The organism is Pseudomonas koreensis (genome assembly GCF_024169245.1).
Lineage (GTDB): Bacteria > Pseudomonadota > Gammaproteobacteria > Pseudomonadales > Pseudomonadaceae > Aquipseudomonas > Aquipseudomonas koreensis_F.
Window position 1 is genome coordinate 3,469,150 of record NZ_JALJWP010000001.1, and the last position, 23,364, is coordinate 3,492,513.

The 23,364-nt window shown below is 57.4% G+C and carries 27 protein-coding genes and 1 tRNA gene; 19 read left to right on the forward strand and 9 right to left on the reverse strand.

Annotation, left to right across the window (positions count from 1 at the left end):
- Window position 1: 1 nt before the first annotated feature.
- Window positions 2-1,285, reverse strand: a complete 1,284-nt coding sequence (locus tag J2Y90_RS15505) for an NAD(P)/FAD-dependent oxidoreductase (RefSeq protein WP_253500721.1) — start codon at window positions 1,283-1,285, stop codon at window positions 2-4.
- A gap of 183 nt (window positions 1,286-1,468) precedes the next feature.
- Between J2Y90_RS15505 and J2Y90_RS15510 the strand changes: the two genes are divergently transcribed.
- Window positions 1,469-1,545 (forward strand) — tRNA-Val (locus tag J2Y90_RS15510).
- A gap of 327 nt (window positions 1,546-1,872) precedes the next feature.
- On the opposite strand, the gene J2Y90_RS15515 is transcribed toward J2Y90_RS15510, so the two are convergent.
- Entirely contained in the window at window positions 1,873-2,034 is a 162-nt protein-coding gene (locus J2Y90_RS15515) for a hypothetical protein (RefSeq protein WP_253500722.1), read from the reverse strand.
- Between the two features lie 519 nt (window positions 2,035-2,553).
- On the opposite strand from J2Y90_RS15515, the gene J2Y90_RS15520 reads away from it, so the two are divergent.
- Window positions 2,554-3,009 (forward strand): DUF2214 family protein, encoded by a 456-nt coding sequence (locus J2Y90_RS15520; protein WP_253500723.1) that lies wholly within the window; start codon window positions 2,554-2,556, stop codon window positions 3,007-3,009.
- Between the two features lie 219 nt (window positions 3,010-3,228).
- Here J2Y90_RS15520 and csrA read toward each other — a convergent pair whose 3' ends face one another.
- Window positions 3,229-3,423: a carbon storage regulator CsrA gene (csrA, locus tag J2Y90_RS15525; protein WP_003179932.1), complete on the reverse strand. Its 195-nt coding sequence runs from the start codon at window positions 3,421-3,423 to the stop codon at window positions 3,229-3,231.
- Window positions 3,424-3,673: 250 nt separating this feature from the next.
- Between csrA and J2Y90_RS15530 the strand changes: the two genes are divergently transcribed.
- Entirely contained in the window at window positions 3,674-4,039 is a 366-nt protein-coding gene (locus J2Y90_RS15530; RefSeq protein WP_253500724.1) for an SPOR domain-containing protein, read from the forward strand.
- Between the two features lie 87 nt (window positions 4,040-4,126).
- Here J2Y90_RS15530 and J2Y90_RS15535 read toward each other — a convergent pair whose 3' ends face one another.
- The 3 genes from J2Y90_RS15535 to J2Y90_RS15545 form a co-directional block, all read right to left on the reverse strand.
- On the reverse strand, window positions 4,127-4,816 hold the full coding sequence (locus J2Y90_RS15535; protein WP_253500725.1) for an endonuclease: 690 nt from the start codon (window positions 4,814-4,816) through the stop codon (window positions 4,127-4,129).
- A 4-nt stretch (window positions 4,817-4,820) separates the two neighbouring features.
- Window positions 4,821-5,090 (reverse strand): DUF1654 domain-containing protein, encoded by a 270-nt coding sequence (locus J2Y90_RS15540; protein ID WP_016774035.1) that lies wholly within the window; start codon window positions 5,088-5,090, stop codon window positions 4,821-4,823.
- Window positions 5,091-5,288: 198 nt separating this feature from the next.
- Complete coding sequence (locus J2Y90_RS15545; protein ID WP_253500726.1) at window positions 5,289-6,377, reverse strand: asparaginase; 1,089 nt, start codon at window positions 6,375-6,377, stop codon at window positions 5,289-5,291.
- 336 nt (window positions 6,378-6,713) lie between these two features.
- On the opposite strand from J2Y90_RS15545, the gene J2Y90_RS15550 reads away from it, so the two are divergent.
- From J2Y90_RS15550 to J2Y90_RS15585, 8 genes are all read left to right on the forward strand, one after another.
- Window positions 6,714-7,160, forward strand: a complete 447-nt coding sequence (locus J2Y90_RS15550) for a hypothetical protein (protein ID WP_253500727.1) — start codon at window positions 6,714-6,716, stop codon at window positions 7,158-7,160.
- A gap of 199 nt (window positions 7,161-7,359) precedes the next feature.
- Window positions 7,360-8,316, forward strand: a complete 957-nt coding sequence (locus J2Y90_RS15555; RefSeq protein ID WP_253500728.1) for a sugar ABC transporter substrate-binding protein — start codon at window positions 7,360-7,362, stop codon at window positions 8,314-8,316.
- A gap of 55 nt (window positions 8,317-8,371) precedes the next feature.
- The gene (locus J2Y90_RS15560; RefSeq protein ID WP_253500729.1) at window positions 8,372-9,925 is read left to right on the forward strand and encodes a sugar ABC transporter ATP-binding protein; all 1,554 of its coding nucleotides are present in this window, start codon (window positions 8,372-8,374) and stop codon (window positions 9,923-9,925) included.
- On the forward strand, window positions 9,922-10,899 hold the full coding sequence (locus J2Y90_RS15565) for an ABC transporter permease (RefSeq protein WP_253500730.1): 978 nt from the start codon (window positions 9,922-9,924) through the stop codon (window positions 10,897-10,899). The genes J2Y90_RS15560 and J2Y90_RS15565 overlap by 4 nt, the downstream gene beginning before the upstream one ends.
- A 3-nt stretch (window positions 10,900-10,902) precedes the next feature.
- A complete protein-coding gene (locus J2Y90_RS15570) occupies window positions 10,903-11,922 on the forward strand; it encodes a LacI family DNA-binding transcriptional regulator (protein ID WP_253500731.1) in 1,020 nt (339 codons plus the stop codon).
- A 24-nt stretch (window positions 11,923-11,946) separates the two neighbouring features.
- Window positions 11,947-12,864, forward strand: a complete 918-nt coding sequence (rbsK, locus tag J2Y90_RS15575) for a ribokinase (protein WP_253500732.1) — start codon at window positions 11,947-11,949, stop codon at window positions 12,862-12,864.
- Window positions 12,861-13,265, forward strand: coding sequence for a D-ribose pyranase (rbsD, locus tag J2Y90_RS15580; protein WP_253500733.1), 405 nt, complete (start codon window positions 12,861-12,863; stop codon window positions 13,263-13,265). The genes rbsK and rbsD overlap by 4 nt, the downstream gene beginning before the upstream one ends.
- A 31-nt stretch (window positions 13,266-13,296) precedes the next feature.
- A complete protein-coding gene (locus tag J2Y90_RS15585; RefSeq protein ID WP_253500734.1) occupies window positions 13,297-14,325 on the forward strand; it encodes a nucleoside hydrolase in 1,029 nt (342 codons plus the stop codon).
- A gap of 33 nt (window positions 14,326-14,358) precedes the next feature.
- Here J2Y90_RS15585 and J2Y90_RS15590 read toward each other — a convergent pair whose 3' ends face one another.
- Complete coding sequence (locus tag J2Y90_RS15590) at window positions 14,359-14,559, reverse strand: hypothetical protein (protein ID WP_253500735.1); 201 nt, start codon at window positions 14,557-14,559, stop codon at window positions 14,359-14,361.
- A 131-nt stretch (window positions 14,560-14,690) separates the two neighbouring features.
- On the opposite strand from J2Y90_RS15590, the gene J2Y90_RS15595 reads away from it, so the two are divergent.
- Both J2Y90_RS15595 and J2Y90_RS15600 read left to right on the forward strand, forming a co-directional pair.
- Window positions 14,691-14,993, forward strand: a complete 303-nt coding sequence (locus tag J2Y90_RS15595; protein ID WP_253500736.1) for a hypothetical protein — start codon at window positions 14,691-14,693, stop codon at window positions 14,991-14,993.
- Between the two features lie 166 nt (window positions 14,994-15,159).
- Entirely contained in the window at window positions 15,160-15,477 is a 318-nt protein-coding gene (locus J2Y90_RS15600; protein WP_065615026.1) for an I78 family peptidase inhibitor, read from the forward strand.
- A gap of 65 nt (window positions 15,478-15,542) precedes the next feature.
- On the opposite strand, the gene J2Y90_RS15605 is transcribed toward J2Y90_RS15600, so the two are convergent.
- Together J2Y90_RS15605 and J2Y90_RS15610 are read right to left on the reverse strand one after the other, a co-directional pair.
- Window positions 15,543-15,755, reverse strand: a complete 213-nt coding sequence (locus J2Y90_RS15605) for a cold-shock protein (protein WP_003179963.1) — start codon at window positions 15,753-15,755, stop codon at window positions 15,543-15,545.
- Between the two features lie 290 nt (window positions 15,756-16,045).
- Complete coding sequence (locus tag J2Y90_RS15610) at window positions 16,046-16,348, reverse strand: hypothetical protein (RefSeq protein WP_042609454.1); 303 nt, start codon at window positions 16,346-16,348, stop codon at window positions 16,046-16,048.
- A gap of 370 nt (window positions 16,349-16,718) precedes the next feature.
- Between J2Y90_RS15610 and thrS the strand changes: the two genes are divergently transcribed.
- The 6 genes from thrS (at window position 16,719) to pheT (ending at window position 23,362) form a co-directional block, all read left to right on the forward strand.
- The gene (thrS, locus tag J2Y90_RS15615; protein ID WP_253500737.1) at window positions 16,719-18,641 is read left to right on the forward strand and encodes a threonine--tRNA ligase; all 1,923 of its coding nucleotides are present in this window, start codon (window positions 16,719-16,721) and stop codon (window positions 18,639-18,641) included.
- Window positions 18,641-19,192: a translation initiation factor IF-3 gene (infC, locus tag J2Y90_RS15620; protein WP_169432615.1), complete on the forward strand. Its 552-nt coding sequence runs from the start codon at window positions 18,641-18,643 to the stop codon at window positions 19,190-19,192. Before thrS ends, infC begins: the two co-directional genes overlap by 1 nt.
- Window positions 19,193-19,252: 60 nt before the next feature.
- On the forward strand, window positions 19,253-19,447 hold the full coding sequence (gene rpmI, locus J2Y90_RS15625) for a 50S ribosomal protein L35 (protein WP_002553160.1): 195 nt from the start codon (window positions 19,253-19,255) through the stop codon (window positions 19,445-19,447).
- Window positions 19,448-19,474: 27 nt separating this feature from the next.
- On the forward strand, window positions 19,475-19,831 hold the full coding sequence (gene rplT / locus J2Y90_RS15630) for a 50S ribosomal protein L20 (protein ID WP_002553161.1): 357 nt from the start codon (window positions 19,475-19,477) through the stop codon (window positions 19,829-19,831).
- Window positions 19,832-19,940: 109 nt separating this feature from the next.
- Window positions 19,941-20,957, forward strand: a complete 1,017-nt coding sequence (gene pheS, locus J2Y90_RS15635) for a phenylalanine--tRNA ligase subunit alpha (RefSeq protein ID WP_003226365.1) — start codon at window positions 19,941-19,943, stop codon at window positions 20,955-20,957.
- Window positions 20,958-20,983: 26 nt separating this feature from the next.
- Window positions 20,984-23,362, forward strand: a complete 2,379-nt coding sequence (gene pheT, locus J2Y90_RS15640; RefSeq protein WP_253500738.1) for a phenylalanine--tRNA ligase subunit beta — start codon at window positions 20,984-20,986, stop codon at window positions 23,360-23,362.
- Window positions 23,363-23,364 lie beyond the last annotated feature (2 nt).

Genomic DNA, 23,364 nt, shown 5'->3' on the forward strand with positions numbered 1-23,364 from the left:
TTTACATCCCGAATTTATCGCGCAGCCCGTAATACCAGGCGCCCAGCGCGGCAAACGGTGTACGCAGCATTTGCCCGCCGGGGAAGGGGTAGTGGGGCAGGTCGGCAAAGGCATCGAAACGCTCGGCCTGACCGCGCAACGCTTCGGCGAGGACTTTGCCAGCCAGATGCGTGTAGGTGACGCCGTGACCGCTGCAGCCCTGTGAGTAATAGATGTTGTCGCCCAGGCGTCCGACTTGAGGCAGGCGCGACAGGGTCAGCAGGAAGTTGCCGGTCCAGGCGTAGTCGATCTTGACGTTCTTGAGTTGCGGGAAGGCCTTGAGCATCTTCGGGCGAATGATCGCTTCGATGTTTGCCGGATCACGCGCGCCGTAGACCACGCCGCCGCCGAAGATCAGACGCTTGTCTGCAGTAAGCCGGTAGTAGTCGAGAAGATAGTTGCAATCCTCCACGCAGTAATCCTGCGGCAATAGCGCCTTCGCCAGCTCGTCGCCCAGCGGCTCGGTGGTGATCACCTGAGTGCCACACGGCATCGATTTGGCCGCCAGTTCCGGCACCAGATTACCGAGGTAGGCGTTGCCGGCGACGATGATGAACTGGGCCCTGACCTTGCCTTGCGGCGTATGCACGACCGGATTGGCACCGCGCTCGATGCGCACGGCAGGTGATTGCTCATAGATGGTGCCGCCGAGTGACTCGACTGCAGCCGCTTCGCCAAGTGCCAGGTTGAGCGGATGAATGTGGCCGCCGCTCATATCGAGCATGCCACCGATGTACTGATCGCAACCAACCACTTCACGAATGCGGCGTTGGTCCATCAGTTCGAGTTGGGTGTGGCCGAAGCGCTCCCAAAGGCGCTTTTGCGATTCCAGGTGACCCATCTGTTTGGCGGAAAGGGCGGCGAATACACCGCCGTCTTTCAGATCGCACTGGATGTTGTATTTCGCCACGCGCTCGCGAATGATCCGACCGCCTTCAAAGGCCATTTCACCGAGCAGTTGCGCTTGCCTGGGGCCGACCGTGCGTTCGATGACGTCAATGTCGCGGCTATAGCTGTTGACGATCTGCCCACCGTTTCGGCCCGAGGCGCCAAAACCGACTTTGGCCGCTTCCAGCACGGTTACGCGAAAACCGTTCTCCAGCAGAAACAAAGCAGAGGACAGCCCGGTATACCCGGCGCCGATCACACAGACGTCCGTCTCCACATCATCCTGCAGCACTGGACGTGGCGGTGCGGCATTGGCCGACGCAGCGTAATAAGACTCTGGGTATTGGGTGTTCGCCATCCTGCCGCCTCTGTTTAATATATTTTACGAGAGTGTCGATCCTACCCGAGTTGAAAAACCTCCGCCAGCCACCGGAAATTCTTCTTGGCCGAGGCGAAATTAAATATTTTGCATATTCATAGGGTTAGGTGAAAAAAAGGTGTTGACACCCCTCCGGAATTCCGTAGAATGCCGCCTCACAGCAGGCACGTAGCTCAGTTGGTTAGAGCACCACCTTGACATGGTGGGGGTCGTTGGTTCGAGTCCAATCGCGCCTACCAAACAAAATCCGCTCTGCTGGGCGGTCTGGAAGGGCTCACCGAAAGGTGAGCCCTTTTTTGTTGTCTGCGATTTGCAAAACTTTTGCAAAACCCCCGCCTCAGAACGCCAGTTCGGCGCTCACCTCCATATCTATCGACTTGTCGCCATGTCCCGCCTGGTAGTGCTTCGTCATCTTCTCGTCTGCGTGTGGCCCAGTAGCGCTTTGAAGTACTCCTGCGGTAAACCCTGACGGTGTCCCGCTCCACAATTGGCTGATGACGGGGAGTTACCGAGGATTCGTGCAGGCGAAAGAAAGCCCGGACCTTGCCGGGCGTATGTGGGAATAATCAGCGTGATTCTGCTTTTTGCGCGCGGCTGTTGGAAGATCCTTCGCTTCGCCTGCGAAGCCAGGTGATCAGCGCATGCACCGGATGGAGGACAGTAGCCAGGACGCCAAGCAGCATGATGATGAAGATGATGATGAGCGGGATGCTTTCGTGCGAGAACATGGTGGGTTACTCCTGTAGTCACTATGTCGGAACCCGCAGACTAGACGCTTGCAGTGATGATTTCGATGAACGTATGTTCATCCTTCGGTGCCTCGGTTGTGCTACGGCGAGGCTCATCAGATTGGCTGGATCTGAAAATGACGGGCAACTACTGTTCACAGGAATGGCCTGTGACACGCGATTCTTCCGGCAACGCAGGTGGTAACGCGCCATCCTGGTGCGCTGCATGCTCCTGTTTGATAAAAAAAGCTGTGGATATTTAAAGGCTTACAGCTTTTTTCCTCCAACCGGCTATCGAAAAAGCCTTGTTGGTGACTGTGAATTTAAGTAACATCCATCCCGCGTTCACCACCACGGTTTATGCATTTTTAAATCCCAAGCTTCCATCAGCTGCTTGGGATTTTTTTTGCCTGCGATTTGGCGTTTGGGCATTTATCCCTCCATCACCTCCAAGCGAGGTCCCGTGTTTTCGTCTACTACTGACTGGCCGATTTCCAACTCTTTATAAGGAGTACGTCGATGCTGAGTCAGTGGATTCTTGCGGCTGTTCATCTATTCGCTTTCGCCTTGGCTTTCTGGGCGGTGCTGACGCGTGGCAAAGCATTCAGCCAGCTCGCGGTCGGCGCGGGATACGTCAAGCGTGTTTTGCTTGCCGATAATCTGTGGGGGCTTTCGGCTTTGGCGCTGCTGGTTACCGGTGGCATGCGTGCATTTGGCGGTTATGAGAAAGGCTCTGACTATTACCTGCATCAGCCGCTGTTTCATTTGAAGATCACGCTGTTTGTGCTGATCCTTCTCATAGAGCTTGCACCGATGATCACGCTGATCAAATGGCGTATCGCATCATCGCGCGGGACAGCGCCTGATATCGGACGTGCCAAGCTGTACGCGCGAATCAGTCACGTTGAAGCGCTGCTCCTGATCTTGATGATGGTCGCGGCGACAGGCATGGCGCGTGGGGTGATACTCACTTAGAAGGCGAAATTCTCCGCGCTCTCTCGGAAACGTCCGACAGCCAACTCCAGGAGTGAAAGGTAATATCGGCGCAAGTGAGGAAGGGGAGACCAATGAAGGGAGTTAGCCTGCTTCAGGCGCCGTGCCCAGCGGGGGGAAATGCGGATGGCTAAACGGCGCGTGAATCTTTAGCCAGTCTTGCGCGGCGGCAAAGGGACTGGCTACGTGATGCAGTGCGGCTCAGGGCGTTTGCGGCTTGTCCGGAGCGGTCAGGCCAGCCTGGATGCGCTGGTAGATTTCTTCACGGTGCACTGCCACGTTTTTCGGAGCGTTGATGCCGATGCGAACCTGTTGGCCGCTGACTCCGAGGATGGTGATCGTGATGTCATCACCAATGTTTATGCTTTCACCGACTTTGCGGGTGAGTATCAGCATGGTCTTCTCCTTGATTGCTTTGTAGGGCACCTGATTCAGACAGTGCAGAGGTCGGTGGTATCTATAGATTAGTGCGAAGTCTCACGGTTTGGGTGCCTCTTTCTGACGCGCAGATGCGGCATTAATTCCCAGGGCGTAACTATACAGAGGCTGCAATCATCATTCTCGTTGTTTTGTGCCCATTTTGCGGGGCTCGCGAAGTATTTATGAATGATAAGATCGCCGCTTTACGAATTCTGAGGACAGCGTTGTGCGCAAATTGGTTTGGCTGGTAGCGGCACTGGCATTGGCAGGCTGCGGTGATGGCAAAAATGTAGATGCGCCGAAGCCTGAGACGAAGGTTGCAACTGCGCCGGCGGTTGCCGCGCCACAGTGGGATCTGGAAGTGCGTGGCGAAACGCCTCAGGCCGTCAGTGACCTGAGCGGCTGGTTGATCGAGCACGCTTTCGTTCCAACGGTCGTCAAGGACGGTAGCGGTAAAACACGAATTCTGATCGGTCCGTTCAATTCTCAGGCTGACGCCGAGGCGCGCAAGGTGCAGGTCGATGCGGCGTTGGTAAAAGCCAAGAAACAAAATATCGAATCGGTGGTGATCGAGCATCCGCTTACGCCATAAGCGAAGCGCCTTCAAACCGGCTCGGACGCACAGATATGAAAAAGGCCTCGAGCATAACGCTCGAGGCCTTTTTATTTTGTGCTGCGATCAGCCGCAGGCTTTCAGATTTACCGAGCCGACAAATTCATTGCCGCGCCCCATCACGCACGCCACGCTCTGGTTGCGCTGACGTTCCCAGTCCTGCACCGGATAAGTCTTGTCCCACGCCTCATACAGCTGCCGATCCTGCTTCGACAATCGCAGTCCGTATTGTTTGCTCATATAAAAATAGGTGCGGGCGATCATGCCGCGAATCGAAGGGCGGGGCATGACCTTCTTCGCCTTGAAATCGACCTGGGTCAGGCAGGATCCGTACTGACCGGACTGTACCGGCAACCAGCCGTAGCTGAAGTTGCTGCGGTCACCGTTGACCTCACCAATGCTCGGCACCAGATTGTGCAAATCAGCTTCGGCCTTTTGATAAACCGGGTCGTAGCGTGTGCAATTCTTGCGTCCGCCTTGCTGCCAGCATTGCCGCTGGTGACCGATCTGCCAGGCCGGCACGATGTGCTCCCATTCGATTCTTGAAGCACGCTTGGCGTTCTTGCGTGGCACATAACCGCAAGCTTTCAGATCGACCTTGTTGCCGGTGTACTTGCAGCCGCAGTAAAACTCCGTGGACTGCGGCGCGTAGAGTTTCCACGCGGCTTTCTTGGCTTCGGAAAAGGTGCGTGGGGCGCCAGCCTGGGCGCCCACGGAAAAAAATAACAACAGCAAAGCAACACAGCGGACACTCATTGAATCAATCTTCCTTCGGCACAACCCAAAAAATCTGCACGCCACCGTCATCGCGATAAGCGAGGGTAACGTTGTCGTTCTCGTCGATTTCCTCGAGCAAGCGCTCCCAGTCATCCATCGGCTCATCCGGCAAACGGAAAATCAGTGCGGCTTTGGCTTTTTGTGCGGTAGGGGAATTTATGATTTTCTGAACGCGCATGCCCATGCGTTCGTAAGCGTCAGGAGCAGCAGGAGAGGTGGCCACGAGGTTATCCTTATTAAGCTGTACGTGCATACAGTATTTAACTGTAAGCGATTTCGCAACTGCTTAAAATTCAAGAAAATCCTCTGACAGCAGGTTTCCGATTTTGGTGTAAGGCTCGTCGAGTTTTTTGTGGGAAGAATACTTGAGGTGTGTAGGGGAGGCGCCACCCGCCAAATCCGGCAGGTGGTGCGCAATTGCCTGATCGAGAGCTGATCAGGCGAAGGTCAATCAATATTCCCAGAACATCCGTTGCAGCTCTTTGCTGTCGTTGGTCTTGGTCAGTGCGACCATCGCCAGGATGCGGGCTTTTTGCGGGTTCAGGTCGTGGGCGACAACCCAGTCATACTTGTCGTCTGGTTGCTCAGCGTTACGCAGGACAAAACCGCCAGCGTTGACGTGGGAAGAACGAATGATCTGCACGCCATCCTTGCGCAAGGCTTGCAGGGACGGGACCACGCGAGAGGAGACCGAACCGTTGCCAGTGCCGGCGTGGATGATCGCTTTGGCACCTGATTGGGCGAGTGCCTTGTAGGCGGTATCGCTGACGTTGCCGTAGGAATAGGCGATTTCGACGTCAGGCAGGCTCTTGATGTTCTTGATGTCGAATTCCGAATCCATGGTGTGACGCTTGGCCGGCAGGCGGAACCAGTAGGATTTTCCCTCAACGACCATGCCCAGCGGGCCCCAGGCACTTTTGAATGCTTCGGTCTTGATGTTGATCATTTTGCTGACGTCGCGACCCGACTGGATCTCGTCGTTCATGGTCACCAGCACGCCTTTGCCGCGCGCTTCCTTGCTGCTCGCCACGGCCACGGCGTTGTACAGGTTGAGCATGCCGTCTGCCGACATGGCAGTGCCCGGACGCATGGAGCCAACGACGATGATCGGCTTGTCGGTCTTCTCGACCAGATTCAGGAAGTAAGCGGTCTCTTCCAGGGTATCGGTACCGTGGGTGATAACGATGCCGTCGACATCCTTGCTGTCAGCCAGTTCGGAAACGCGACGACCCAATTGCAGCAGGTTGTCGTTGGTGATGCTTTCCGAAGCGATCTGCATGACTTGTTCGCCACGCACGTTAGCCAGTTTGCTCAACTCGGGAATGCCGGCGATCAGTTGTTCGATACCGACTTTGGCTGCCTGATAAGTGGCACTGTTTGCGGCGCTCGCGCCTGCGCCGGCGATTGTGCCGCCCGTGGCGAGAACGACTACGTTGGCCAGTTGGGTCTGGGTTTCGACTTCTTTTGCCTGAACGGCGGTTGGCAGGAGCAGGAGGAGGGCCAATGCGCCCGGAATCAGGGTATTGAAAGCAGATTTCATTATTTTTCTCTCTAGTCGTGAGACGGTGCTGATGCAGGTTCATCTAGATGCGCCCCAAGCCGATCTGAATGCTCGAGGTGCAGGGAGGGGAGCAGGATTCATACCATGCGTAATGTGCCTGCGGAAAATGTTTAACCCGATGATTTAAATCAATATTTGTCGACAGTCAGAATATTCCTGCTGACTAACCCATCCGGGATCCCGAACGACGGGCGGATTATTGTTCGGCGCACCGATAGGCAATCTTTGAAATGCAGGGCGCGTGACAAATCCCTGCTAAAGAAATGCGCTCTCGGGCCGATGCGTCCTCAAGGAAACCAAATCTTAGGAGTTCACATGTCACTGACGGTCGGTTTTGCCAATCCCGCTGCAGTCACCATCGGCGGTAAAACTGCAGCGACGATCAACACCCTGAACGACGCGACCAATGAGGCATCGGCGCAGGCGCTGGGTACCGAGAAGACCGAAACTAATCAGGTCAGAACCGGTGGCGGTCCTGTTCAGGAAGACAGCAAGGTCGAGAGTGGCGGCAATCAGAGCGTCACCGTCAAGACGTTGCTCAAGCGCATGCAGGAACTGCAGAAACAGCTTCAGGAACAGCAGCAGCAACTGGCGGCAGCGCAGGCCGCGAGCTATCCAACGCCGGAGGCCAAGGCCCAGGCGATCATGTCCATTCAGGGGCAGATCGCGCAGACCAGCGCCGCAATGACCGAAGTCGCGGGCGCACTGGTCAAGGAAATGTCCAAGGGCGCCAGTGGTGGCTTGGTCAACACCACCGCGTAACATGCCGTAGGGGCGAGTCAGCGATTCGCCCTACAACAAATGACGATTTCTGATTGTTGACAAAAGTCGGCGGGATTCTCATAGTTCCGTCTACGCAAACGTTTGCGCGGCTTTAACAGGGCAGATGTCCATACAGCCGTGATGTAGCTTACGTCAGCGCAAACGTTGCTCACAATAATCATAAGATCGGAGTGAACCCATGAAGCTGCCCTTCGCCGCACGTCTTCTTGCTGTCGCTATGCTGGCTACTACAGCCGCTGCACTACCTGTCTCCTCGGCGTTCGCCGAAACCACGGAAAAACCCAAGGTCGCGCTGGTCATGAAATCTCTGGCCAACGAATTCTTCCTGACCATGGAAGACGGCGCCAAGGCCTACCAGAAAGAACACTCCGCCGATTTCGATCTGATCTCCAACGGTATCAAGGACGAAACCGACACCGCCGGCCAGACCCGCATCGTCGAACAAATGATCCTGGCCAAGGTGAACGCACTGGTGATCGCGCCTTCCGACTCCAAAGCCATGGTGCCGGTGATCAAGAAGGCTGTAGACGCCGGTATCACCGTGATCAACATCGACAATCAGCTCGATCCTGCCGTAGTCAAAAGCAAAAACATCAACGTGCCGTTCGTAGGGCCGGACAACCGCAAGGGTGCGCGTCTGGTCGGCGAATACCTGGCCAAACAACTGAAGGCGGGCGACGAGGTCGGCATCATCGAAGGCGTGTCCACCACCACCAACGCGCAGGCACGCACCGCCGGTTTCAAGGACGCGATGGAAGCCGCGCAGATCAAAGTGGTCTCGCTGCAATCCGGTGACTGGGAAATCGACAAGGGCAACAAGGTCGCCGCTTCGATCCTTAGCGAATACCCGGACGTCAAAGCGCTGCTGGCCGGTAACGACAGCATGGCGGTCGGTGCCGTTTCCGCCGTCCGTGCCGCCGGCAAGGCGGGCCAGGTTCAGGTCGTCGGTTACGACAACATCAACGCGATCAAGCCAATGCTCAAGGACGGCCGCGTGCTGGCTACGGCTGACCAGTTTGCTGCGAAGCAAGCCGTGTTCGGTATTGAAACCGCGCTGAAAATCATCAAGGGCGAGAAAGTCGACAGCGGTGCCAACGGCGTGATCGAAACACCGGTCGAGCTGGTCACCAAGTAAGTCATCTGGCGATACAACGGCGCTCGTCCGTCCGGGCGAGCGCGTGGAGATTCCTATGTCAGTTTCCGCTCCGAACGCTGTCCTCTCGGTCAGCGGTATCGGCAAGACCTATGCGCAACCGGTGCTCACCGGCATCGATCTGACGCTGATGCGCGGTGAAGTACTGGCGCTGACCGGTGAAAATGGTGCCGGCAAAAGTACCCTGTCGAAAATCATTGGTGGTCTGGTCACACCCACCACGGGCCAGATGCAATTCCAAGGCAAGGACTACCGTCCGGGCAGTCGTACCCAGGCTGAAGAGCTTGGCGTGCGCATGGTCATGCAAGAACTCAATCTGTTGCCGACGCTGTCGGTCGCGGAGAATCTGTTTCTGGATAATTTGCCAAGCAGCGCTGGCTGGATCAGCCGCAAGCAGTTGCGCAAGGCGGCGATCGAAGCCATGGCGCAGGTCGGCCTCGATGCGATCGATCCGGACACGCTGGTTGGCGAGCTTGGAATCGGTCATCAACAGATGGTCGAAATCGCGCGCAACCTGATCGGCGACTGCCACGTGCTGATCCTCGATGAGCCGACCGCGATGCTCACGGCGCGCGAAGTCGAAATGCTCTTCGAACAGATCACGCGATTGCAGGCCCGTGGCGTTTCCATCATTTATATTTCGCACCGCCTCGAAGAACTGGCGCGGGTGGCACAGCGTATTGCCGTGCTGCGTGACGGCAATCTAGTCTGCGTCGAGCCAATGGCCAACTACAACAGCGAGCAACTGGTCACCTTGATGGTCGGTCGCGAACTGGGCGAACACATCGACATGGGGCCGCGCAAGATCGGCGCTCCGGCGTTGACGGTGAAAGGTCTGACGCGTTCTGACAAAGTCCGCGACGTGTCCTTCGAGGTGCGAGCCGGAGAGATTTTCGGCATTTCCGGATTGATCGGGGCAGGGCGCACGGAATTGCTGCGGCTGATCTTCGGTGCCGACACGGCTGATAGCGGAACCATCGCTCTCGGCTCCCCGGCCAAAGTTGTGAGTGTTCGCTCGCCAGTGGATGCCGTGCGCAATGGCATTGCCCTGATCACCGAGGATCGCAAGGGCGAAGGGCTGCTGCTCAGTCAATCGATCAGCGCCAACATTGCCTTGGGCAACATGCCGGAAATTTCCAGTGGCGGGTTCATCAACGACGGCGACGAAATCTCCCTGGCACAGCGTCAGATCGAGGCCATGCGCATCCGCAGTTCGAGCCCGACGCAATTGGTCTCGGAGCTGTCCGGCGGCAATCAGCAGAAGGTCGTGATCGGTCGCTGGCTGGAACGTGACTGTTCAGTACTGCTGTTCGACGAGCCCACTCGCGGAATCGATGTCGGCGCCAAGTTCGACATTTACGGTTTGCTCGGCGATTTGACCCGTCAGGGCAAGGCGTTGGTGGTGGTGTCCAGTGACTTGCGCGAGTTGATGCTGATCTGCGACCGGATCGGCGTGCTTTCGGCGGGGCGTCTGATCGACACCTTCGAGCGCGACAGCTGGACCCAGGATGATTTGCTTGCCGCCGCATTCGCCGGCTACCAAAAACGTGATGCGTTGCTCAATGAAGCAGCGCCTAGGGATCTCCCATGAAAACTGCATCCTCTGCCAGTAAACCTAGTGGCAACTTTTTCGGCCTGGGTACTTATCTGGGCCTGGCCGGTGCTTTGCTGGCGATGATTGCGCTGTTCTCGGTCCTGAGCAGCCATTTCCTCTCGTACAACACTTTCAGCACCCTGGCCAACCAGATTCCCGACCTGATGGTGCTGGCAGTCGGCATGACCTTCGTGCTGATCATCGGCGGCATCGACCTGTCGGTTGGCTCCGTGCTGGCGCTGGCTGCATCTACGGTCAGCGTTGCGATTCTCGGTTGGGGCTGGAGCGTTTTACCGGCAGCTCTGCTCGGCATGGCGGTAGCGGCTCTGGCTGGGACCATCACCGGTTCGATCACCGTGGCCTGGCGGATTCCGTCGTTCATCGTCTCCCTCGGCGTGCTGGAGATGGCCCGCGGTGTGGCCTATCAGATGACCGGCTCGCGTACCGCTTACATTGGTGATGCGTTTGCCTGGCTGTCGAATCCGATCGCGTTCGGTATTTCCCCCTCGTTCATCATCGCTTTGCTGGTGATTTTCATCGCGCAGGCGGTTTTGACCCGCACCGTTTTCGGTCGTTACCTGATCGGCATTGGCACCAACGAAGAGGCGGTGCGTCTGGCCGGGATCAATCCCAAGCCCTACAAGATTCTGGTGTTCAGCCTGATGGGTTTGCTGGCGGGCATTGCTGCGCTGTTTCAGATTTCGCGTCTGGAAGCGGCTGACCCGAACGCAGGTTCGGGCCTGGAACTGCAAGTGATCGCAGCGGTGGTTATCGGCGGCACCAGCCTGATGGGTGGGCGCGGTTCGGTGATCAGCACTTTCTTTGGCGTGTTGATCATTTCCGTGCTCGCTGCCGGACTCGCACAGATTGGTGCGACGGAGCCGACCAAGCGCATTATTACCGGTGCGGTGATCGTCATCGCCGTGGTGCTCGACACCTATCGCAGTCAACGCGCCAGTCGCCGGGGCTGAACCATGGCAACGATCAAGGATGTAGCGGCGCTTGCGGGCATTTCCTACACGACCGTGTCGCACGTGGTAAACAACACCCGCCCGGTGAGTCAGGAAGTGCGGCGCAAGGTGGAGGCGGCAATCAAGAGCCTCGACTACGTTCCCAGTGCCGTGGCGCGCTCGTTGAAAGCCAAAACCACCGCGACCATCGGCTTGCTGGTGCCGAACAGTCTCAACCCGTACTTCGCCGAACTGGCGCGGGGAATCGAGGATTACTGCGAGCGAAATGGCTACTGCGTGATCCTCTGCAACTCCGATGACAACCCGGAAAAACAGCGCAGTTATTTGCGCGTGTTGCTGGAAAAACGCATCGACGGTTTGATCGTCGCCTCCGCCGGCGGTGACAGTGGTCTGGCGCAAGGGCTGGCGGGTGTGAAAACGCCGATGGTCATCGTCGACCGAGGCCTGGAAGGGGTGAATGCCGATCTGGTGCGCATCGATCACGAATACGGCGCTTATCTGGCGACGCGTCACCTGCTTGAGTTGGGGCATCGCGACATCGCCACCATCGGCGGTCCGGCCAGTACCAGCGTGGCGCAAATGCGTCAGGCCGGTTATTGCCGAGCGCTGCAAGAGGCGGGGATCGAGGTGCGCGAAGAGCGCATGCTCGAAAGCGACTTCACCAGCACCGGTGGCTACAACGCCGCCGCCCGCTTGCTTGAAAGCAATCCGCCGAGTGCGATTTTTGCCGGTAACGACATGATTGGCATCGGCGTACTGCGCGCAGCGGCCGAACGTAACGTGCGGGTGCCGGCCGAATTGTCGGTGATCGGCTTCGATGACATCCAGATGAGCCGTTATGTCTATCCGGCGCTGACCACGGTCGGCCAGTCGATCCTGCAACTGGGCGAGATGGCCGCCGAAGTGCTGTTGCGCAGAATTGCTGCGCCCGATTCGGGTACCGATCAACGCATCGTTACCCCGAGCATTGTCCTGCGCGAATCGACCGCGCCGCTGTCCGGCGTGTTCACCGAATATCGCTGAAACCGAATTGATGAGTAGTGATGTATGCCAGCAAATGTAGTGGTAATAGGCAGCTTGAACATGGACCTGGTCACCCGGGCCCCGCGGCTGCCACGCGACGGTGAAACGCTGATCGGTCATTCCTTTGCCACCGTGTCGGGCGGCAAGGGCGCCAATCAGGCAGTTGCCGCTGCGCGCTTGGGCGCGCAGGTGGCAATGATCGGTTGCGTCGGTAATGAGGACTACGGTGTGCGGTTGCGCGATGCGTTGCTTGCCGAGCACATCGATTGCCAGGCAGTCAGCGTCGTCGAGGACTCCAGTGGCGTAGCGCTGATTGTGGTGGATGACAACAGCCAGAACGCCATCGTGATTGTCGCCGGTGCCAACGGCGCGATGACCCCGGCAGTGATCGACCGCTTTGATCCGGTTTTGCAGGCCGCTGATGTGGTGATCTGTCAGCTCGAGATTCCCGATGCGACGGTCGGACATGCGCTCAAGCGTGCGCGTGAACTGGGCAAAACCGTAATCCTCAACCCGGCGCCGGCCAGTCGCCCTCTGCCGGCAGACTGGTTTGCCGCGATCGATTACCTGATTCCCAACGAGAGCGAAGCGGCCGCATTGAGCGGATTGACTGTCGACTCGTTGCACACGGCTGAAACGGCTGCCAGCCAATTGATTGCCATGGGCGCGGGTAAAGTCATCGTCACCTTGGGCGCGCAGGGTTCGTTGTTCGCCAATGGCAATGGCTTCGAACATTTCCCCGCGCCGACCGTGAAGGCGGTCGATACCACGGCGGCGGGCGACACTTTTGTCGGCGGTTTCGCCGCAGCGCTGGCCAGCGGCAAGTCCGAGGCCGAGGCGATTCGCTACGGGCAGATCGCCGCCGCATTGTCGGTTACCCGCGCCGGTGCGCAACCGTCGATTCCAACCATATCCGAAGTACAGGCGTTCAAACCCGCATGAAAAAGACTCCTTTGCTCAACGTCGCGCTGTCGCGACTGATCGCGTCTCTTGGCCACGGTGACATGGTGGTGATTGGCGACGCTGGTTTGCCGGTGCCGCCGGGTGTCGAATTGATCGATCTGGCGCTGACCCATGGCATCCCTGATTTCGTCAGCACACTGAAGGTCGTGCTCAGCGAAATGCAGGTGGAGAGCCATGTGCTGGCCAAGGAAATCTTCGACAAGCAACCGACGGCGCTGGCGAATCTGGATGCGTTGGGCGAAGAGGGCGCGCTGGGACGTAGGGATTTGCTCACTCACGAACAGTTCAAGGTGCTGAGCCGACAGGCCAGGGCGATCATTCGTACAGGAGAATGTCAGCCGTACTGCAACATCGTTCTGGTCGCCGGGGTTACATTCTGATTTCCGATTTCACCTGCACAAGGAATGCGCTATGCAACGCTATGCTGAAAAATTTCATCAACTGATCCGGAGCCTGCTGCTTGTGTCCGTGCTAACTGCGACCGGCGCTCAGGCGGCGGAAAAGATCGACCTGATCATCGATACTGATCCAGGCGCTGACGACGTGGTCGCCTTGCTCTTCGCGCTGGCATCGCCCGACGAGTTGAATATCCGCGCTCTCACTACCGTCGCCGGCAATGTGCGTCTGGACAAGACCTCGCGAAACGCGCGCCTGGCTCGCGAATGGGCGGGGCGCGAAGACGTGCCGGTGTACGCTGGCGCGCCGAAACCGCTGATGCGCACGCCGATCTACGCCGAGAACATTCATGGCAAGGAAGGCCTGTCGGGCGTCACGGTTCACGAACCGAAGAAAGGCCTGGCGCAAGGCAGTGCGGTCAACTATTTGATCGACACCCTTAAATCAGCCAAGCCACACAGCATCACCATTGCCATGCTCGGTCCACAGACCAATCTGGCGCTGGCGCTGATCCAGGAGCCGGAGATTGTACAGGGCATCAAGGAAGTGGTGATCATGGGCGGGGCGCATTTCAACGGTGGCAACATCACCCCCGTCGCCGAATTCAACCTGTTCGCTGATCCACAGGCTGCCGAGGTGGTTCTCAAGAGCGGGGTGAAGCTTACGTATCTGCCGCTGGACGTGACGCACAAGATCTTGACCAGTGACGCACGCCTCAAGCAGATTGCCGCGCTCAATAACAATGCGAGCAAGATCGTCGGCGACATTCTCAACGAATATATCAAGGGCGATATGGAGCACTACGGCATTCCCGGCGGCCCGGTGCATGACGCGACTGTTGTGGCGTATCTGCTCAAACCTGAGCTGTTTACCGGTCGGGCCGTCAATGTCGTGGTGGATAGTCGGGAAGGTCCGACATTCGGCCAGACCATTGTTGACTGGTACGACGGTCTGAAAGCACCGAAGAATGCGTTCTGGGTCGAAAATGGCGACGCCCAGGGATTCTTTGATTTGCTGACCGAGCGCCTGAAACGCCTCAAATAACTCCGCTGACCCGCAGGCTGCTGCCTGCGGGTTTCATTGCGCGTGTTCGGCCGGTACGGTCGGGTATCGTTCGAATACCTGATTGATGAATTGTTGCGCCGCCTCGATTCCCAGCTCCTTGACCAATAGATCGATGCCGATCAGCGCCAGCTCTTCCGTCGTACCGGGGCTGTAAGAGCTGTGTCCGTCTGCCCATTTGGCTTTGATGTCGGCGTCGATGCTGAGGCTGGTCATGAGAAGGCTCGAAAAGTCAGGATGTCTGTTTTTCGAGTTAACCATTTTGCGCGGCGTTTGGCACTGCGACTTAGGCATGAGCGGAGTGGTATGCGACACTTGGTCTTTTACGGCTTACCAAGGACCCTGTTGTGCAGATCGATCTGAATACCCCTGACGGCCTCACACTCGAAGCTGTGCGCCAATTGCTCGCCTCGGCCAGCGATGACGAACACACGCAGTTGCGCGTGTCCAAGGGCGGCATCGCCTGGCTGTCCACAGTGACTGGCGGGCAGGATGTCGACGGTCTGCTGTTTCGCCTGGAAACCTGGGCAAAGGGCTCCGGCTATGTAGGCAAGGTTGCGGCCAGCGATGAAGTCTGGGTGATGCAGATTTTCAACGCGCTCAAGGACAACTGGCCGAATCCGCCCTTTGATTACATCGACGTTTATTGAGCGTTGTTAATATTCAGTCACGATTGTTTGATGAGCCGGACAGGGCAGCTCAGGCACACTCGGCATTTTTCCGCTCGTGGGGCAGGGCATGGCTCTGGCCGTGAAACCAAACGCCGAGCTGGCGGTCGCACGATCTCTGCTTAACATTTGAAAACAAGGAGGCTTCATGCCTTTGAAGTTCGCGACACTGGGTGCACTTATGGCCGCTGCTCTATTGGCTGGTTGCAGCACAACCTCCAGCGAGTCGGCAAAGGAGCCCGTGGCGGCTGAATCAGGAAATAGCCGCTGCGAAGCATCGGCAGCACAATTTGCCGTCGGCAAGAAAGCATCCCCTGAGCTGCTGGATCAGGCGCGTGCCAAGGCTGGAGCGCAAAACGCGCGCTTCCTCAAGCCGAACGACATGATCACTCTGGAATATCGCTCCGACCGGCTGAACCTGAACACCGACAACAACCTGGTGGTTACCCGCGTCAACTGCGGCTGAGTCCTTTTGTTTCAGGCATAAAAAACCCCGTCACCTGGACGGGGTTTTTTTAGTGCGCCGAGAAATTACTCTGGGCGAACCTGTGCAGCTTGCATACCCTTTTGGCCTTTCTCAGCCACGAAAGAGACGGTCTGGCCTTCTTTCAGGCTTTTGAAACCGTCGGATTCGATAGCTTTGAAGTGTACGAACAGGTCGTCACCGCCACCTTGAGGAGTGATGAAGCCGAAGCCTTTTTCATCGTTGAACCATTTAACGGTGCCGGTTTGGCGATTAGACATGGTGTATCTCCAAGAAACATATATTTTCAGTAGTACTGTGCTGCTCAGGCCAACTGGGCACACCCGGGTATCATAGTCGAAATGTTCGCTTTGGTAGCCCCCCGGACGTGCTGTTTGCCAATCAGTCGTGTTTTCTTTACCGCCTGTTTCTGCTGAAAGCCCCGGTTTGAAAGGCTTGCAGCGAAACGTAAAGACGATAAAAAAACCTGTAAAACCTGCATAAATCGTCCAAAAAGGCTCATTTCCAACACTTTTTTCGGCCTTTCAAGCGATCAGGATGCTCGGTTTTGTTATTTTTTCGCCGGGGTATTTGCTTTGCATTTGGCGATCTGGCCAAGGGCTTTCTGCTGCAGTTCCGGAGCCGCCTTGTTGTCCATCAATGCCTGAATATCGCTGGCCGGATAGGACTTGATGGCGTCAGCACCGCAAGCGCAGTGCGATTTCGCTGCAGCAGCACCGATTTGTGGGGTGGCAGCCTGGGTGCACTGGGCCATGTACTTCTCGCGCTCGCCCTTCGGCCAGTCGGCATGGGCGCTCAGTGGCAGCAGCAGAACGACGGGGGCGACGGCGGCGAATAAGCTTTTCAGACGCATGCGAGGATGCTCCTTGTGGGTCAATGTCTTGTTATCTGAGGGCGCAAGGCCCGATCAAGTTCAGCACTCTGGCATAAAAACGGACATTTGGCCTTCTGCCAAATCAGGGCGTAGGCGACCGCTCATCTGTGCTAGCATGCCGGGCTCAAGCGTTCTCAGGCTTCGGATGACCTTCAGTCCCGAAGCGGTCGGCGTGCGAATTTTCCCGATTTGAATCCCAGTCACTCTGGTTCGGTTTTCCGGTTGGCCGCAAGGCTCCTGCCGCTGTAAGGCAGGCGTTCGTCATTGAATGGCCTGGATCGGATCTTGTACTGGCTCATCCCAACCCACGTGACCTTTGGTAGGGGTCACCACTAGGAGAGGAGGCGCCATGCCAACTATTACTCTTCCCGACGGCAGTCAACGTTCATTCGATCACCCGGTTTCCGTAGCCGAGGTCGCCGCATCCATTGGTGCAGGTCTGGCCAAGGCCACGCTCGCCGGCAAGGTCAATGGCCAACTGGTCGACGCCAGCGACATCATCAGCAGCGACGCGACCGTGCAAATCATTACGCCAAAGGATGAAGAGGGGCTGGAGATCATTCGCCACTCTTGCGCGCACCTGGTCGGCCACGCGGTCAAACAGCTGTACCCGACCGCGAAGATGGTCATCGGTCCGGTCATCGACGAAGGCTTCTATTACGACATCGCCTACGAGCGTCCTTTCACGCCGGAAGACATGGCGGCCATCGAACAGCGCATGCAGCAGCTGATCGAGAAGGATTACGACGTCATCAAGAAAGTCACTCCGCGCGCCGAAGTGATCGAAGTGTTCAAGGCCCGTGGCGAGGACTACAAGCTGCGTCTGGTCGAAGACATGCCGAACGAGCAGACCATGGGTCTGTACTATCACGAAGAATACGTCGACATGTGCCGCGGTCCGCACGTGCCGAACACACGTTTCCTGAAATCCTTCAAGCTGACCAAGCTGTCGGGCGCCTACTGGCGCGGCGACGCCAAGAACGAGCAATTGCAGCGCGTTTACGGCACCGCCTGGGCTGACAAGAAGCAGTTGGCGGCGTACATCCAGCGCATCGAAGAAGCTGAAAAGCGCGATCACCGCAAGATCGGCAAGCGTCTGGGCCTGTTTCACACCCAGGAAGAATCCCCGGGCATGGTGTTCTGGCACCCGAACGGCTGGACTCTGTATCAGGTGCTTGAGCAGTACATGCGCAAGATCCAGCGCGACAACGGTTACCTTGAGATCAAGACTCCTCAAGTCGTCGATCGCAGCCTGTGGGAGAAATCCGGGCACTGGGCCAACTACGCCGACAACATGTTCACCACTCAGTCGGAAAACCGCGACTACGCCATCAAGCCGATGAACTGCCCGTGCCACGTGCAGGTGTTCAATCAGGGCCTGAAAAGCTACCGCGAGTTGCCGATGCGTCTGGCCGAGTTCGGTGCCTGCCACCGTAACGAGCCATCGGGTGCGTTGCACGGCATCATGCGCGTGCGAGCGTTCACTCAGGACGACGCGCACATCTTCTGCACCGAAGAGCAGATGCAGGCCGAGTCCGCTGCGTTCATCAAGCTGACCATGGACGTCTATCGCGATTTCGGCTTTACCGAAGTCGAGATGAAACTGTCCACTCGTCCGGAAAAACGCGTCGGCTCCGATGAATTGTGGGATCGCGCTGAAGCGGCATTGGCTGCAGCCCTTGATTCCGCTGGTCTGCCGTACGATCTGCAGCCGGGCGAGGGTGCCTTTTACGGGCCGAAGATTGAGTTCTCGCTGAAAGATTGTCTCGGTCGCGTCTGGCAGTGTGGTACCTTGCAGCTCGATTTTAACCTGCCTGTCCGTTTGGGCGCTGAATACGTCTCTGAAGACAACAGCCGCAAACATCCTGTGATGCTCCACCGGGCGATCCTCGGCTCGTTCGAGCGTTTCGTCGGGATTCTGATCGAGCACTACGAAGGTGCTTTCCCTGCGTGGCTCGCGCCAACCCAGGCGGTGATCATGAATATCACTGATAAACAGGCAGATTTTGTTGCAGAGGTCGAAAAAACTCTCAACGAAAGCGGATTTCGTGCCAAGTCCGACTTGAGAAATGAAAAGATCGGCTTTAAAATCCGCGAGCATACTTTGCTCAAGGTTCCCTATCTTTTGGTTATCGGAGATAAGGAAGTCGAGATGCAGACTGTCGCTGTGCGTACTCGTGAAGGTGCTGACCTGGGCTCGATGCCCGTCGCCCGGTTCGCTGAGTTTCTCGCGCAAGCGGTTTCCCGGCGTGGTCGCCCAGATTCGGAGTAATTATTATTAAGCGTGAAATGAGACAAGATAAACGAGCTGCACCGAAAGCCCCGATCAACGAGAATATCTCGGCACGCGAGGTTCGGTTAATTGGCGCTGATGGCGAGCAGATTGGCATCGTCTCGATTGATGAAGCGCTTCGTATCGCTGAAGAAGCAAAGCTTGATCTGGTGGAAATCTCCGCCGATGCAGTCCCGCCTGTTTGCCGGGTGATGGACTACGGCAAATCGATCTTCGAGAAGAAGAAGCAGATTGCCGCGGCGAAGAAAAACCAGAAGCAGATTCAGGTTAAAGAAATCAAGTTTCGTCCAGGGACGGAGGAAGGGGATTACCAGGTAAAACTGCGCAACCTGGTACGTTTCCTGAGTGACGGGGACAGGGCCAAGGTATCCTTGCGATTCCGCGGCCGTGAGATGGCCCACCAGGAGCTGGGGATGGAACTCCTCAAGCGGGTTGAACAAGACCTGCTCGAGTACGGTTCGGTCGAACAGCATCCTAAGATGGAAGGACGCCAGCTGATCATGGTCATCGCCCCGAAAAAGAAGAAGTAATCAACAGGGCACGGCAGGCCTTCTGATTATGTTTATCAACTGAATGCGGAGTATCCGAACATGCCAAAAATGAAAACCAAAAGTGGTGCTGCCAAGCGGTTTCTGAAAACTGCTAACGGCATCAAGCACAAGCACGCTTTCAAGAGCCACATCCTGACTAAAATGTCGACCAAGCGTAAGCGTCAACTGCGCGGTAGCAGCTTGCTGCATCCGTCTGACGTGGCAAAAGTCGAGCGCATGCTGCGCCTTCGTTAATTTAGTCAAGAATAGAGGAAGTAACTCATGGCTCGTGTAAAGCGTGGCGTCATTGCCCGTAAGCGTCACAAAAAAATTCTGAAACTTGCTAAAGGCTACTACGGCGCACGCTCCCGCGTATTCCGTGTTGCCAAGCAAGCGGTAATCAAGGCAGGCCAGTACGCCTACCGTGACCGTCGTCAGAAAAAACGTCAGTTCCGCGCTCTGTGGATCGCTCGTATCAACGCTGGTGCTCGTGTTAACGGTCTGTCCTACAGCCGTTTCATCGCTGGCCTGAAAAAAGCGTCCATCGAGATCGACCGTAAGGTTCTGGCTGATCTGGCAGTGAACGAAAAAGCGGCGTTTGCTGCGATTGTCGAGAAAGCTAAAGCCACCTTGGCTTAAGTACCCCCGACAGTCACCCGGCCTCACCTCTGTGGGGCCAGGTGTTAAACGTCATAAATAGGGGAAGAGCCTTCAAGCTCTTCCCCTATTTTGTATCTGGAGTCTGTACATGGAAAACCTGGATGCGCTGGTCTCTCAAGCACTAGAGGCTGTGCAAAGCGCTGAAGATATCAATGCCCTGGAGCAAATCCGGGTTCAATACCTTGGCAAGAAGGGCGAATTGACTCAGGTGATGAAGACCCTGGGGAATCTGCCGGCCGAAGAGCGTCCGCAAGTCGGTGCGCTGATCAACGTTGCCAAGGAACGTGTTACAGGCGTTCTCAATGCGCGCATGGCCCTGTTTGAAGAAGCCGAGCTGGCTGCCAAACTGTCCGCCGAATCCATCGATGTGACATTGCCGGGCCGTGGCCAGACCTCTGGCGGTCTGCATCCGGTCACCCGGACTCTGGAACGCGTCGAGCAGTTCTTCACCCGCATCGGCTACGGCATCGCCGAAGGCCCTGAGGTCGAAGACGACTATCACAACTTCGAAGCGCTCAACATCCCAGGCCATCACCCGGCCCGGTCGATGCATGACACCTTCTATTTCAATGCCAACATGTTGCTGCGCACCCATACCTCGCCGGTACAGGTCCGCACCATGGAATCCAAGCAGCCGCCGATCCGCATCGTCTGCCCGGGCCGCGTCTATCGCAGCGACTCCGATATCACCCATTCGCCGATGTTCCACCAGGTTGAAGGCCTGCTGGTCGATCGCGATATCAATTTTGCCGATCTCAAAGGCACCATCGAAGAATTCCTGCGGGTGTTCTTCGAGAAAGAACTGGCCGTACGGTTCCGTCCTTCGTACTTCCCGTTCACCGAGCCATCCGCCGAAGTCGATATGGAATGCGTGATGTGCAGCGGTAAAGGCTGCCGCGTCTGCAAGCAGACCGGCTGGCTGGAAGTGATGGGCTGCGGCATGGTTCACCCGAACGTGCTGCGCATGTCCGGCATCGATCCGGAAGAGTTCTCCGGCTTTGCCTTTGGCATGGGTGTCGAGCGTCTGGCGATGCTCCGTTACGGCGTGAACGACTTGCGTCTGTTCTTCGACAACGACTTGCGGTTCCTCGCGCAATTTCGCTAGTCGTAACGAATTCTTAGGAGAGCAGGATGAAATTCAGTGAACAATGGCTGCGTGGCTGGGTTAGCCCGCAGGTAGATCGCGACGAGCTGGTTGCCCGTCTGTCGATGGCCGGTCTTGAGGTCGATAGTGTTACTCCGGCCGCCGGTGTATTCAGTGGCGTCGTGGTGGGCGAAGTGCTGAGCACTGAGCAGCACCCGGACGCCGACAAGTTGCGTGTGTGCCAGGTCAGCAAGGGCGCGGAAACCTTTCAGGTCGTGTGCGGAGCGCCAAATGTGCGCCCGGGCCTGAAGATTCCATTCGCCATGATCGGCGCAGAACTGCCGGGCGACTTCAAGATCAAGAAAGCCAAGCTGCGCGGCGTCGAGTCCAACGGCATGCTGTGCTCGCAAGCAGAGTTGCAGGTCGGTGAAGGCAACGACGGTCTGATGGAGCTGCCGGCCGACGCGCCAGTGGGCGAAGACTTCCGTGTGTACCTGGATCTGGAAGACGCCAGCATCGAGGTCGACCTGACCCCGAACCGTGGCGACTGCCTGTCCCTGGCCGGTCTGGCCCGTGAAGTCGGCGCTCTGTACGCCGTGCCGGTCACCCGCCCTGTAGTGGCTGCGGTTCCCGCTGTACACGACGAAGTGCGTTCGGTCGAGGTGCTGGCGCCAGCAGCCTGTCCACGTTACTTGGGTCGGGTCATCCGTAACGTCGATCTGTCCAGGCCAACCCCGCTGTGGATGGTTGAGCGTTTGCGTCGTGCTGACGTGCGCAGCATCGACGCTGCCGTCGACATCACCAACTACGTGATGCTCGAATTGGGTCAGCCGTTGCACGCTTTCGATCTTGCCGAAATCAATGGCGGCATTCGTGTGCGCATGGCTGAAGAGGGCGAGAAGCTGGTGCTGCTCGACGGTCAGGAAGTCAGCCTGCGTAGCGATACGCTGGTCATCGCCGACCACACTCGTGCATTGGCGATCGCTGGTGTCATGGGTGGCGAGCACAGCGGCGTTTCCGCGACCACGCGTGATGTGTTCCTTGAATCCGCGTTCTTCGATCAGATCGCCGTGGCTGGCAAGGCGCGGTCCTACGGTCTGCACACCGACGCTTCGCATCGTTACGAGCGTGGCGTTGACTGGCAACTGGCCCGTGAAGCCATGGAGCGCGCCACTGGCCTGCTGTTGGAAATCACCGGCGGCGAAGCTGGCCCGATCATCGAGACCGTCAGCGAGCAACATCTGCCGTCGATCGCGCCGATCACTCTGCGTGCCCAGCGCATCACTCAGATGCTCGGCATGGAAATGGATTCGGCACAGGTCGAGCGTCTGCTCAGTGCCCTGGGCCTGAACATTAGCGCTGACGGGGAAGGGCAGTGGCGCGTCGAAGTGCCAAGCCACCGCTTCGATATCAGTCTGGAAGTCGACCTGATCGAAGAACTGGCTCGTCTGTACGGTTACAATCGTCTGCCGGTTCGCTACCCGCAAGCGCGCCTGGCGCCGCAAGCCAAGGCTGAAGCGCGTAGCGATCTGCCTGAGCTGCGCCGTCTGCTGGTCGCGCGGGGTTATCAGGAAGCGATTACCTACAGCTTCATCGATCCGAAGCAGTTCGAGCTGTTCAACCCGGGCGTCGAGCCACTGTTGCTGGCCAATCCGATTTCCAACGACATGGCGGCCATGCGTTCGTCGCTGTGGCCAGGTCTGGTCAAGGCGCTGCAGCACAACCTCAACCGCCAGCAGGATCGCGTCCGTCTGTTCGAGAGTGGTCTGCGCTTCGTCGGCCAGCTTGAAGGCTTGAAGCAAGAGCCGATGCTGTCCGGTGTTGTCTGCGGTAGCCGCTTGCCGGAAGGCTGGGCGCAGGGTCGCGACACCGTCGACTTCTTCGATGTGAAGGCCGATGTTGAAGCGGTGCTGAGTTTCGCCGGTGCACTGGACTCGTTCACTTTCGCTCCGGGCAAACATCCGGCGCTGCATCCGGGTCAGACTGCGCGCATTGAGCGGGAAGGTCGCGAAGTGGGCTTCATCGGTGCAATCCACCCAGAATTGTCGAAAACTCTCGGGCTGGATCGTCCGGTGTTCGTTTTCGAGCTGGTTCTGGCGGAAGTGGCACTCGGTAAAATGCCCAAATTCCACGAGTTGTCGCGCTTTCCTGAAGTGCGTCGTGACCTTGCATTGATCGCGCAAAAAGACGTCGCAGCCTCGGCTGTACTGGACGTAATCCGTGAAAATGCAGGCGAATGGCTCACAGAGCTCAGGCTGTTTGACGTGTATCAGGGTAAAGGTATTGATCCTGATAGAAAAAGCCTTGCAGTCGGCTTGACCTGGCAGCATCCATCGCGCACTCTTAATGACGATGAGGTGAATTCGACGACGCAAAATATCCTCACCTCGCTCGAACAAAGGTTGAACGCCACGTTAAGGAAGTGACG